This window comes from Pedobacter jeongneungensis, from assembly GCF_039538295.1.
Classification (GTDB): Bacteria; Bacteroidota; Bacteroidia; order Sphingobacteriales; family Sphingobacteriaceae; genus Pedobacter; species Pedobacter jeongneungensis.
Genome location: NZ_BAABBY010000012.1, coordinates 139,935 through 153,056 on the forward strand (window position 1 = coordinate 139,935; position 13,122 = coordinate 153,056).

11 protein-coding genes are annotated in these 13,122 nt (G+C 39.6%); 6 read left to right on the forward strand and 5 right to left on the reverse strand.

Going from position 1 to position 13,122, the window contains the following annotated elements; genetic code table 11:
• Positions 1 to 90 precede the first annotated feature (90 nt).
• The 4 genes from ABD769_RS21290 (at position 91) to ABD769_RS21305 (ending at position 3,954) form a co-directional block, all read left to right on the forward strand.
• Positions 91 to 2,475, forward strand: a complete 2,385-nt coding sequence (locus tag ABD769_RS21290; RefSeq protein ID WP_344853376.1) for a S9 family peptidase — start codon at positions 91 to 93, stop codon at positions 2,473 to 2,475.
• A gap of 275 nt (positions 2,476 to 2,750) precedes the next feature.
• Complete coding sequence (locus ABD769_RS21295; RefSeq protein WP_344853377.1) at positions 2,751 to 3,383, forward strand: peroxiredoxin; 633 nt, start codon at positions 2,751 to 2,753, stop codon at positions 3,381 to 3,383.
• Between the two features lie 14 nt (positions 3,384 to 3,397).
• On the forward strand, positions 3,398 to 3,706 hold the full coding sequence (locus ABD769_RS21300; protein ID WP_344853378.1) for a thioredoxin family protein: 309 nt from the start codon (positions 3,398 to 3,400) through the stop codon (positions 3,704 to 3,706).
• A complete protein-coding gene (locus ABD769_RS21305) occupies positions 3,706 to 3,954 on the forward strand; it encodes a DUF6952 family protein (protein ID WP_010599336.1) in 249 nt (82 codons plus the stop codon). The genes ABD769_RS21300 and ABD769_RS21305 overlap by 1 nt, the downstream gene beginning before the upstream one ends.
• 416 nt (positions 3,955 to 4,370) lie before the next feature.
• On the opposite strand, the gene ABD769_RS21310 is transcribed toward ABD769_RS21305, so the two are convergent.
• The 5 genes from ABD769_RS21310 to ABD769_RS21330 all read right to left on the reverse strand — a co-directional run bounded on the left by ABD769_RS21310 (position 4,371) and on the right by ABD769_RS21330 (position 11,804).
• Complete coding sequence (locus ABD769_RS21310) at positions 4,371 to 6,956, reverse strand: phosphoenolpyruvate carboxylase (RefSeq protein WP_344853380.1); 2,586 nt, start codon at positions 6,954 to 6,956, stop codon at positions 4,371 to 4,373.
• 262 nt (positions 6,957 to 7,218) lie between these two features.
• Entirely contained in the window at positions 7,219 to 8,766 is a 1,548-nt protein-coding gene (locus ABD769_RS21315; RefSeq protein WP_344853381.1) for a DHA2 family efflux MFS transporter permease subunit, read from the reverse strand.
• 7 nt (positions 8,767 to 8,773) lie between these two features.
• Positions 8,774 to 9,853 (reverse strand): HlyD family secretion protein, encoded by a 1,080-nt coding sequence (locus tag ABD769_RS21320; protein WP_344853382.1) that lies wholly within the window; start codon positions 9,851 to 9,853, stop codon positions 8,774 to 8,776.
• A gap of 8 nt (positions 9,854 to 9,861) precedes the next feature.
• Positions 9,862 to 11,181: a TolC family protein gene (locus tag ABD769_RS21325; protein WP_344853383.1), complete on the reverse strand. Its 1,320-nt coding sequence runs from the start codon at positions 11,179 to 11,181 to the stop codon at positions 9,862 to 9,864.
• A complete protein-coding gene (locus ABD769_RS21330) occupies positions 11,178 to 11,804 on the reverse strand; it encodes a TetR/AcrR family transcriptional regulator (RefSeq protein ID WP_344853384.1) in 627 nt (208 codons plus the stop codon). Before ABD769_RS21330 ends, ABD769_RS21325 begins: the two co-directional genes overlap by 4 nt.
• Before the next feature lie 397 nt (positions 11,805 to 12,201).
• Here ABD769_RS21330 and ABD769_RS21335 point away from each other — a divergent pair, with 397 nt between their 5' ends.
• Together ABD769_RS21335 and ABD769_RS21340 are read left to right on the forward strand one after the other, a co-directional pair.
• A complete protein-coding gene (locus ABD769_RS21335) occupies positions 12,202 to 12,387 on the forward strand; it encodes a hypothetical protein (RefSeq protein WP_010599342.1) in 186 nt (61 codons plus the stop codon).
• Positions 12,388 to 12,543: 156 nt separating this feature from the next.
• Positions 12,544 to 13,113: a DUF2911 domain-containing protein gene (locus tag ABD769_RS21340; RefSeq protein WP_344853385.1), complete on the forward strand. Its 570-nt coding sequence runs from the start codon at positions 12,544 to 12,546 to the stop codon at positions 13,111 to 13,113.
• The last annotated feature ends 9 nt before the right edge of the window (positions 13,114 to 13,122 follow it).

A 13,122-nucleotide genomic window follows, 5' to 3' on the forward strand; every position in this document is an offset into this window, starting at 1 on the left:
GGTTAATTTATATGACTGAGGTTGTAACATTTCCATTTCCTTCTAAAATTAGGTTGTGCTTTACCTAAATTGCATCCAAACCTAAAATTCATGAAGAAATATTTACTTTTCCTTTTGCTTTGCACGGGCGAATACACTTTTGCGCAACAACTAGCCCCTTTAACCGTAGAAAAAATTATGCGCGACCCAAAATGGATGGGTATTGCACCCACTAATTTCCGCTGGACGGCAGATAGCAAAACCCTTTATTTTAACTGGAACCCTGAAAATAAAGCCAAAGAAGAATTATTTAAAGTTTCGGCAACTTCTGCAAAACCTGTAAAAGCGGTTGAAAAAGAAGATGAAAAACTATTGAGCTTAAACTATACCTATAATGCTGACCGCAGCCTGGGCTTGGTAGAAAAAAGTGGCGACATCTATCTGAAGAATTTCAAAACGAATAAAGAAACACGCCTAACCAACACACTCGAAAGAGAAAACAGTCCTGTTTTTTTGACCAATGGAAACGTTGTTTACCAGTTGGGCGATAATCTTTTCGAGGTGGACTTAAAATCGGCCGAAACCAAACAGCTTACTAATTTTGTTAAAGGTAAAAAAGCAGGAAGAACAGAAGCCAAACCTCTTACCGAACAAGACAAGTGGTTAAAAGCAGAGCAAACGGAACTTTTCGATATCATTAAAAAGCGCAATGCAGAAGCCAAAAACGGTTCGCGTGGCGGAAGAGGTCGCTTTGGTGGTGCCTCCGGAGATACAAAAACTTTAAAAGAACTTTACACCGAAGATAAGTTTCTCAATGGGGTAGTTATTAGTCCGGACGGGCATTTTATAACCTACAAACTCACCACCCCTGCTCAGAATAACCACAATACCATTGTTCCGAATTACGTAACCGGATCTGGTTATACCGAAGATATTCCTGGCCGGACCAAGGTTGGCGAAAACGAAAATACCTCACAGGGTTTTATTTATGATACGCAGCGCGATACAGTTTACGCCATCCAAACTTCAACCATTCCCGGCATAAAGGATCTTCCTGATTACCTGAAAGATTATCCAAAAGAACTGGATACCTTAAAAAAGAAAAATGCCGACAGGCCTGTAAATTTCTTTGGCCCGATCTGGAACGACAATGGAAATACCGCAATTGTTGTGGCCACTTCCACAGACAACAAAGACCGCTGGATCTTGAAACTGGATGCTTTGATAGGTAAATTTTCTTTAATAGATCGCCAGCGCGATGAAGCCTGGATCGGCGGTCCTGGCATTAGCGGTTTTTACCAGGGCAGCACTGGGTGGATCGATAATAACCGTTTTTATTACCAAAGTGAGGCTACAGGCTATTCGCACTTATATGTGGCAAATGTAAATACCGGCGATAAAAAACAGCTTACTTCGGGTAAATGGGAAGTACAATCGGTACAGCTCTCAAAAGACAGAAGTACGTTTTACATCAAAGCAAATAAAGAGCACCCAGGCATTACCAATTTCTTTAAAATCGGTGTTAATGGAGGTGAACTTGTTCAGATTACCACCATGAAGGGGTTGAATGACATCACCCTTTCGCCCGACGAGAAATATATCGCCATCAATTATTCTTATATGGATAAACCCGGAGAATTATATCTCCAGCCAAATAAAGCCGGAGCTAAAGCCGTACAGGTTACGCAATCAACCTCTGCAGAATTTAATTCTTATAAATGGCGTCAACCCGATATGGTTACCTTTAAAAACCGCTACGGAGCCGATTTATATGCAAGGGTTTATAAACCGGATCATCCGCACCCTAACCATCCTGCTGTAGTATTTGTACATGGTGCTGGCTATTTACAAAACGTACATTTTGGCTGGAGCACCTATTTCCGTGAGTTTATGTTCAATAATTTACTGGCCGATAATGGGTACACGGTAATTGATATCGATTATACCGGAAGTTCTGGTTATGGCCGCGATCACCGTACGGGCATTTACCGCCACATGGGTGGAAAAGATTTAACCGACCAGGCCGATGGTGTTAAGTTCTTGGTAGAGAAATATGGCGTTAATCCAAAACATGTGGGTTTATATGGCGGCTCTTATGGTGGGTTTATCACGTTGATGGCCATGTTTAACGAATCGGATGTTTTTGCCAGTGGCGCTGCTTTACGTTCGGTTACCGATTGGGCACATTACAATTATGGTTATACCTCCAATATTTTAAACGAACCTTACAATGACCCGATTGCCTATAAAAGAAGCTCACCAATTTACTTTGCGGATAAATTAAAAGGCAACCTGTTAATGGCACACGGCATGGTTGATGTAAATGTACACTTTCAGGATATTGTGCGCATTACACAACGTTTTATTGAGCTGGGCAAAAACAACTGGGAACTTGCGGTTTATCCGGTAGAAGACCATGGTTTTGTTGAGCCAAGCAGCTGGACGGATGAGTATAAAAGGATATTTAAATTGTATGAAAATACGTTGAAGAAGTAATTTTTAATAAGGTCCGTCATCTCGACTGGAGCGCAGCGGAACGCCCGCCTGCTTCGGGCAGGGAGAGATCTACCTTGAGATAGATTTCTCGGCTGCGTTGCACTCCGCTCGAAATGACGCAATCTATAAAATAGGACCCTGCTATATCTCCTGCAAACAATATAGTTTTCATCTATATCATTATCAATAAATACAATTAACAATTAGTGGATCGGGGTTGATTGGCTCCTCTTTTAGCCTTACCTTTGTGCCAACAAAATTAAAGACAAAAAATTATGGCAATAGTAGGTAAAAAATTCCCGAGTGTTAGTATTGATGCAATGTCGGACATGGGTGATGACTTGAAAATCAATGTATTTGAAGAAGCTGTAAACAAAAATAGTAAAGTGTTATTATTCTGGTATCCAAAAGATTTTACTTTCGTTTGCCCTACAGAATTACACGCTTTCCAGGCTGCTTTACCAGAGTTTGAACAAAGAAATACCATTGTAATCGGTGCGTCTTGCGATACCAACGAAGTTCACTTCGCATGGTTAAATACGCCAAAAGATAATGGTGGTATTGAAGGTGTTACTTACCCGATTTTAGCTGATACCCACAGACAATTATCTGGCATCCTTGATATTTTAGATCAGGAAGTTAACTACGATGAAGAAGGAAACGAATCTTTCTCAGGTTCAAATGTTTCTTTCAGAGCTACTTATTTAATCGACGAAACCGGTAAAGTTTTCCACGAAAGTGTTAACGATATGCCACTAGGTAGAAACGTTAAAGAATATTTACGTTTAATTGATGCTTATGCTCACGTTCAGAAACATGGCGAAGTTTGTCCTGCAAACTGGGAAGAAGGAAAAGAAGCAATGAACGCAAACAGAACTGGCGTAGCTGAATATTTAGCCGCTAACTAATTAAACAAAACGTTATGTTTTTAGAATTAATAGAAGATAATCTTCAACAATACCTGGCCGATAACTCAAAGGTGATGGTTCAGTACGCTGCATCGTGGTGCGGAAACTGCAGGATCATGAAACCTAAGTTTAAAAAACTGGCTTCGGAAAATGAAGATGTAGCCTTCCTGATTGTTGATGCCGAAAAACTTCCAAACTCACGCAAATTTGCAAACGTTGATAATTTACCAACTTTCGCAGCTTTTGAAGGTGGCAATTTGGTAGATCAGGTGCAAACCAACAAAGCAGAAGGTTTAATTGAACTATTTAACAAGATAAAGTAATGAAGATTCCGGTTATAAGACAATTATTTCAAAACACCACTCCGGCTCAACTGGAGACCACTTTAGAAGTTTTAGAAGCTTTCTGCGAATTTAGAGGTGTTAGTGAGCACGAGGTTGATGTAGCTGGCGAGATGATTACCAATATCTGCGGCGCGCTTGAAGTGCACCAGATGGTAAGTGAAGGTGCTGCCGAAAAAGATGCGCTAAATGCTTTTGGCCAAAAAGTGATGGGTTCCATTGATCGGTAATCGTCTTAAAGCTTAATCTCGCTTTTTCGAAATATAAAATCCCTTGCTGATGAAAAATCTGCAGGGGATTTTTGTTTATACGCGATTTCGTCATTGCCAAAACTTAAACTTCTATTGATTGCCCTAAACTAAAACCGTCATCTCGACCGAAACGCAGTGGAGCGGAGAGATCTATCTCGAGACAGATTTAGCTTCGCTGAGCACTGCGTGGTTCTCGACTTCGTTGTACTTCGCTCGAAATGACGAAGCTTTGAGAATGACAGCACAATAATAAAAAAGGTCTGTGCGGACACAGACCTTGGATTAGTGCTAACGCTCGTTTCTAACGAGCGTCGAATAGTTTATCGTTTACAAACGATAGAATCGTATTGCTATTTACGCACTCGTTTGGAAATGAGCGCAAACGTCTTTCAATACTAAGCTAAATTCCTACCGGCATTTACAATACCAAATACCGTTCTTACTGCAAGCTTTTCTAAAGCGTGCTGGTCTTTCTCGCTTTGATCGTGCTGCAGTTTCTCTAAAGCGAAATGCTGGATTAAAACTAATGGCAGGATAATTTTCTCACGCGTGGCGATTGATTTTTTATCTACCGGATAGTTCGCCATCAATGTTGGCTGTCCGGAGAGTTTTAAGAGCATCTCTTTGGTTAATTTAAACTCGTCATGTAGTTGAGTCCAAAAGGCACCAAACTCTTTGTCGTTGGCTAAATGAGCCGTAATTACAAAGTCCGATTTGCTCATGCTCATCATACAGTTATCTACAATGGTTTTCAGGTAATCTGAATCCTGATAAACCTTAACCACTTTATCCCAATTACCGGCTTTTTCCTGAGTGCTCAAGGCTGTTCCCATTCCATAGAAACCAGGTACATTTTGTTTCAGCATACTCCAGGCGGTTACAAAACTAATGGCCCTTAAATCTTCAAGCTTCATTTCGCCGCCGCCGTTTCTTTTTACCGGACGACTGCTAATATTAGCCTGCGATAACAGTTTTAAAGGAGATAATTTCTCTAAATAACTTACAAATAATGGGTGCTCACGCAAATCGACAAAAGCTTTATAACTTTCTTCAGCCATTTCATCAAGCAGGGCTTTATTTTCAGGATCCAACAGAATATTGTGCTTTTCTTTTAATCCAGAGGTTAATCCTGCGTTGATCAGTTGTTCGATATTAAATTCAGCACTTTCTACTGAACCATATTGCGAACTAATGGTCTGCCCCTGAACGGTTAATTGCATATTTTTATTGGCAATTTCCTTGCCCATTGAAGCATAAAAACGATGTGTTTTACCACCACCACGTGCAGGCGGACCGCCACGGCCATCAAAAAATGCCAGCTGGATGTTGTGTTTAGCAGAAATAGCCGACAATGAAGTTTTTCCGTTAAAAATAGACCAGTTGGCCATTAGGTAGCCACCATCTTTGGTACTATCAGAATAACCCAGCATAATATCCTGCTTATTGCCACGGCTGGCCAAATGTGCTTTATAAAATGGATTGCTATACAATGTATCCATAATCGCGGCCGCACCTTTTAAATCGTTAACGGTTTCGAAAAGCGGTACAAAATCAATCGTCAGCGATTCTTTACTCCAGCCATTCCAAAGGAAAAGCTCAATCAATTGAAGAATGTCGCTCGCCTGCTGGCAATTACTAATGATAAAACGGTGGCAGGCTTTTTCGCCGTTGCGTTTCTGAATACCTTTAATTTCTTTAATTACCTCAATGGTATCCTCAATTAAAGCATCAGGTTCACTTGCATAAACAATAGTTGCTTCTTTAAAAGAAATCAGGTTTAGTTTTTCTGCTTCTGATAACTTATCATAATTAGCAGGATATAAAGAAGAAATCGGTTTATTTTCACGGCAATACGCATGTACACTTCTCAACACACGGCTATCCTGGCGGATATCCAGCGAAGCAAAGTAATTGCCATAGAGATCAATTTTACGGATCAGGTCGTTAACTAAATCCACAAATAAACCATCGTGTTCGGCCAGTAATGTTTCTTTAATTTTATTGAGGTTATCCCTTAATTCATCAGAAATATCATGAAGTTCGCAGGTTTGATCGAAAGCATTTTGATAGAGTACATCGTGCAGTTTGGCGATATTTTCTTCAACACCCCTAAAAGTGATACGGCGTTTAATTACCCTGAAATCGCGGTAATAGCAACGGAAGAGGATCTGGCGCAACATTTTAGAAACCGCCAGGGTTGTATCGGCATGAATATTCGGATTTCCATCCCTGTCACCACCTGGCCAGAAACCGAGTTCTAAAATTTTCTTGGTTTCGAGGTTATATTCATCCAGGTTCTGGTCGATTTCTTCCTGAATGTTTGCCGCAGCAAAATAAAAGGTATTTTCGAGGAACCAGGCCAGGTTTAAGGCTTCATCAACCGGTGTTGGCGATTTTTTATTAAAAAATGGTGTTTTACCCAATTGTTGCAAAAGCGAATTCATCGAGATAATATCATTATCCCTGATGGCCTTGGTTAAATCGGTAATGATGGCCAATACACTGCCCGGATAAAACTGGGTGGGGTGCGCGGTTAAAACCAAACGGAGCGAAAGTTCATCAATCAGCTTCTCAATTTTTGCCAGCACAGGCTTATTATCGGCATTTTTCTTTAAAATAAAGGCCAGTGTACTTTGCTCATCAGTGGTATTTAATTTGGTAAAAGAAGCATCTTCTACGGCATCAAAAAGCACTACCTGACGTTCGATATACTGGATAAAACGGAAAAGAAGGTCAATAATATCCTTGCGCTCGGTATAGCTGGTGTACTTGGCAAAAAATTCTTCGATAATCTGTGCGGGTTTCTCTCCGTTAGCAATGCCTTCTTCACAGCTTTTAAAGAATAAGGGAAGCAGTGTTCCGGTATCCTTAATTTTGTAGAAAGGCAAGGTGAGAAATAAACTGTTAAATAGTTCGAATTTTGAGATGACCTCATTATTAAAAATAGATTCTCGTTGCGTTGTTAAACGAAGTTTGGGCATAGCTTAGGCAGTAGTTTTGTTTACCGTAATACTACAAAAAATGCATAAGGTATTAAAATTCTAAGGCTTACAATTTGGAAAATTGTAGAATAAATTTTAATTTTAGAATCTTATTTGGCCACTATGTGGTTAAGTAAGAACATTTGCAATGTTTAAGGGCATTGCATTGATTGTTAATTTTTTGGGTTAAAACAGCCGATGTAATAAAATACACCGGCTGTTTTTGTTTTTTGCCATTATTTATGGCATTTCTTTGCAAATTTTAGTGCACATCGGCAGGAATGTTTGCATTTTTCTTAAACTTTTGAAGATAAAGCAGTGGGATCGAGAACAACATAATCAATCCGGCTACCCAGTAAGCATCATCATAAGTAAGCAACATGGTTTGTTTGGTTACAATTCCTTCCATCGCTTTTGCTGCCATAATTTTGGCATCGAACAAAGTTTGTCCTTTTGCCATAAAACCTTTAATCAAAATATTAAAGCGCTCTACAAATGGCTGGTTATAATCATTCACATTCGACAATAAAACGCTTCTGTGGAAACCCGAACGGATGTGTATTAAAGTAGTTAAAGCGGCAATACCAAATGAACCGCCTAACTGGCGCATCATGTTGTTTAAACCAGAACCCTGACCAATTTCCGGTCCTTTCAGGTCCTGGATAGCCAATGTGGTTAAAGGCACAAACAATAAGGCCATACCCACACCCCTGATTACCAAAGGCCAGAAGAAATCGCCTGTTCCTGATTGTAGTGTCGAATTACTTAACATCCAGCAGAACACGAAAAAGGCAAACATCCCGAAAGTGGCCATAATTTGCGCCGGAACACCTTTTTTAAGCATAATACCAATAAAAGGCATCATTACAATGGTACATAAACCACCCGGGAATAAGATTTCTCCGGTTTGCAACGGAGAAAATCCTAACAGGTTCTGACAAAATACCGGAAACACGAATACCGAACCATACAAACCGAAACCTAAAATAAAGGAGGTAAACATACCCACAGAAAAACTCCTGTGCCTCATAATTTTAAAATTCACAATCGGGTGGTCGGTGGTCAGCTCCCGCCAGATAAACAGCAGCAAGCCAAATACCGAAGCAACGGCCAATGCAGTAATATATGGTGTAGAGAACCAGTCTTCACTCTCTCCTTTTTCTAATAATGTTTGTAAGCTACCTACCGCAATAGCCAGTAACGCGATACCCCACCAATCGACAGGTTGACCCTGCCCTTCTTTAGGGGTTGCCCGAACAAAGGTGTACGTACAGTAGGCCGCGAGTATTCCGACGGGAATATTCACATAAAAGATCCACGGCCATGAACTGATTTCCAGGATATACCCACCAATGGTTGGTCCTACTGTTGGTCCAACTACCGCACCCAAACCAAACAGGGCTGTTGCGATACCCACATCTTCACGTGGCCAGGTTTCGATAAGGATAGCCTGCGCTGTTGATATTAAACCACCACCGGCCAGTCCCTGAATAATCCTGAATAAAATAAGTTCATTTAACGAAGTGGCGTTTCCGCATAAAAAGGAAACGAGTGTAAAAACGATGATGGAGGTAAGAAAATAATTTTTCCTGCCGAACCGGTTACCCAACCAGCCCGACATTGGCAATACGATAACGTTTGCTACCGCATAGCCGGTGGAAAGCCAGGCCACATCCTCAAGGGTGGCGCCCAGGTTTCCCTGTATCTGTGGAATTGCCACGTTTACGATCGTTGTATCAATCAGCTCCAACAAAGAAGCTGTGATTACCGTAAATGTAATAATCCACTTTTTTAAACCTACTTCGGCCATTTTAATATTATTTAGTAGATACTGAAGCTTTAACGCTCATTCCGGGACGTAATTTAGCCAGCAGTTCTTTTGATGGATGGATTTTGATTTTTACCGGAACACGTTGAACAACTTTAACGAAGTTACCAGTAGCGTTATCAGGAGGCAATAAAGATCCTTTTGCACCGGTAATCGGAGAGAAATTATATACTTCACCTTCAATTTTTTCGTCCGGATAAGCATCAACTTCGATTTCTACTTTAGAACCTTCCCTGATTTTTTCCAATTGGGTTTCTTTAAAGTTTGCTGTTACATAAATACTTCCGTCGTTTACTACAGAGAATAAAGACTGACCAGCCTGAACCAATTGTCCTTTTTGAACATTCTTTTTAGAAACAATACCGGTTGCCGGAGCTTTGATATCGGTATATGATAATTGAAGTTTAGCAAAATCGATATCACTCTGGCGCTGGCTGATTACGTTGCTGCTTACTGCCAGTTGCGATTGTGTGGTACCAACTTGTTTAACCGCAGCATTGTATTGATCTTGCGCTGCCTGATAGGCTGCAATAGCAGATTGTCTTGCTGCTTCAGCAGATTCTTTGTTGGCTTTTGCCTGATCGAAAGCCTGTTGTGTTATCGAACCATCTTTAACCAGGTTCTCATAACGGTTATAATCTTTCTGCGCTAAATTTACTTTAACGTTTGCAGCCGCAACATTTGATTTTGCAGCATCAACATTTGCTTTTGCAGTACCAGTATTGGCCTGGGTAGCCGCAATTTGCGATTGTGCCACACCAACACCTGCATTTGCACCTTTCTGGCCAGATTGGGCCTGCTCTAATTTAACTTTGTAATCGTTATCATCAAGCTTCACTAAAATCTGCCCTTCGGTTACGTGCGTATTTTCTTCAAAATTAATATCCTTAACATAACCACCAACACGAGCAACAACAGGACTGATATCGCCATCAATCTGAGCATCATCCGTATCTACGTGTTTGCTATAATAACTCCATTCGGTAATTCCGAAGATTATACCGATTACTAGTAAAACACCTAAAATGATGGGTACTACTATGTTCTTTTTTTTCTTTTCAGTTGTCATTGCTGTATTTATTGCGTTATTTTTCCTGTTGATTTTAATAGTGTATAGTAAGCCAAACCTGCATCTGCCTTTGCTATCTCTAAGTTTATTTTTGCCTGGTATAATAAAGTTTCTGCATCGATTCTATCGGTAACAGAAGCCACATTGTTTTTATATTTAGATGCCAATAATTTATCGTTCTCTGTTGCCTGGGCTATTGAAGTTTCCAAAACCTGGATTTTGTTCATGGCCACCTGGTAACTTTGAAAGTTTTTATTGATATCGGTTTTTACCTGATCAGATAAAATATCTTTCTGAATGGTAATTTCGCTCTGTTCAATTTTAGCCTGGCTTACTTTGTTTTTGTTTGTCCAAAGGTTCCCGAAATTCCATGAAACCGTTGCGCCTAATGTAACCGGCATTAAGTACTGGTTTGTTGGCGGAATAAAGTTGCCGCTTGGGTTAATGTAGTACAGGTTTGCACCAACACCAACGGTAGGTAAAGTATTTGCCTTAACCGTTTTGATGTTAAAATCGGCCACTTTGTTCTGTACATCGAGTTGTTTTAACTCCTGGCGGTTAGCCATGGCCTGACCAATGTATTCGTTTAAAGCGCCTGGTGTTTTTAAACCAAGGGTGGGATCAACAATTTTAACTTCAGTATCTTCAGGTAAGCCTAAAAGGATATCTAAATTGTAGTTGATTACCTTGCGGTTGCTCTCGATATCCATTTGAGTTAACGTAACGTTTGCCTGTTGCAACTGGAAACGCAGTACATCATTTTTGGTTACAATGCCCTGTTCGAAGAAACGTTGTGCCTGTTTAATCTGTGCAGCAATCGACTCTAAATTCTGATCAACCACTTTTCTGCTTTGTAAAACCTTGTATAAAGAATAATAAGTATTGATTACGGCATAAGTAATTTCTTCTTTGCTTTTATCGGCATCCAAACGTGCAACTTCGGCCAGTAACCTGGTCGATTCTTTTGCATATTTTAATTTACCGCCACCATATACCAGTTCCTGTACTGCTGCTGTACCTACAAAAGCATCTGCCCTTTTCGGTAATTGCAGGGTCGATCCTCCACCTGGCAGAGAAAACGTGCTGGTTGGGATTTCAGCGTGGTTGTACATAAAACTTGCAGTACCGGTAGGCAAAGCATTGTCTTTAACAACTGCCAGCTGAGCCACTGCCTGATCAATTTTGTTTTGGGAGAGTTTTAAGTTTTTACTATTGGCTATGCCAAGTTCTATTGCCTGATTGATATTTAATTCCTTACTGCTCTGTGCCAATAAAGCCGCCGGAACTAATGATGCCACAAGCATTAATCTAATTGATTTGGGTATCATCTTTTTGTTGTTAAATAAACTGTTGTTAGATCTTGTAAGTGAGCTACTGCCCTGTCTTTAATAATTTTTTTGTCTTTCGGATTACTCAGATCGAAGTTTGAGCATGATATAACCTTGTGGGGAGCAATAACGATATTGGTAATGGTGCCCATAATCGTAGCGATTACCATCCGCACATCTACTTTATTAAAAGTGCCATCTTCTATCCCGTCGGTAATAATGCGATCAATAAGCTGCATGTTATGGCTCATGGCATCTTTAATTTTATCGTACATTTCGGGCCTCTGGGTTAAAGACAGTTCGCGGTGCATCATTTTGTGAAATGCAGTGTTATTCAGAATTCTGTTTACATAGCCTTCAATAACCTTATGCAATTTTTCTAATGCAGAGATCTTATCCTCGTTGATGATTTTTAACTGAGAAGCAAAACCAGCAATACGCTCGTTCATGATCTCCACAAAAACGCCTTCTTTCGAACCGAAATAATAATTTATCATTGCCATGTTCGCTCCAGATTCTTTGGCAATCTGGCGGGTAGAAGTTCCCTCATACCCCGTTTCGCAAAACAGCTTTTCAGCTGCGTCGAGAATGGCCTGTTTTTTATCTACTTTTTCTGTTTTCATTTCTTTTTGACGGCACAAAATTAATCAAACGATTGATTAACTTCCAAATGTTTTGGTACTTCTTTTACATTATCCTGATAAAACACTGGCTTTTAATAAAATAATCGATTCTAAACTAAATACCGGCTATTCAGATAGGCGATATTCTTTATTTAGCCTTTATCATTTATAGGGCAGTAACAGCTAAAAACTGAATATCTGTTATGTAGTGAAATTTATTAAGATTTCTTTCGTTTTTGGTACCGTTAAATTTTATATCAGATTATTCTGGCAGTTTACTTTTATAAATTGTACCGTTTATAAATTAGCCCGAATTGATAATTAATTGGATAATTCGGCTGATTGTCAAATTAAAATTTAAAATAAATATTAACTTTGCCTCCAAATAACAAAAAACATGAGTGTACAAGAAAACAGCAACAATAATTTCAACTGGTTATATTATGCTTTAGGTTTATTCTTCGGAGTTTTAACAGGAGCAATTATTACACAAAACTATATTTTCGCTTTATTAGGCGGTGTTTTAGGTTTGTTAACTGCAGGCTTATTTTTAAACGCTATTGTAAAAGGAAGAAAGTACTAATTTCTTCTAGCCTTTTACCTTCACATCCTATTAAAATTTACGCCCTGTTTAAGGGCTAGATAATTTAATTTCAAAGTAAACGGAACCGTTAAGATTTTACCAATAAGCGTAAAACCATAATTGTTTTATTACTACAAGAAAACAAACTACACCTAAATGAAAAATATCTTCATTGTTGTTTTCGCTCTTATATGCTTTAGCGCAAAGGCACAACAGGCCGGCACCGCTGAGGTAAAATTCCCTGTTGCAGACCCAAGTCCGGCAGATATTGTGTATTTTCCGCTTAATGCCCCAAAGGTGAAAGCCGGAGATCCGACCAAACCTATTATCAAAATCGTTTACTCACGTCCTCAGAAAAAAGGGCGCGATATTTTTGGTGTTTTAGAGCAATACGGAACAGTATGGCGCTTTGGTGCTAACGAAAGTACAGAAATTCATTTCTTTAAAAAGGTGAGCATTGGTGGTAAAAAAATTAAAGCAGGTACTTACAGCTTATTTGCCATTCCTAACAAAGATACCTGGACCATTATAGTAAACAGCGAAACCGATAAATGGGGTGCTTTTACTTATAATCCATCAAAAGATATTGTACGTGTAAATGTGCCGGTTAAAACACTGGCTAAACCGATAGAATATTTCTCGTTAACTTTTACACCGGTTACAGAAGGTGCAAACCTGATTATTGGCTGGGACAGAACGCAGGTAGAATTACCGATTGGTTTTTAAGAAAAAACA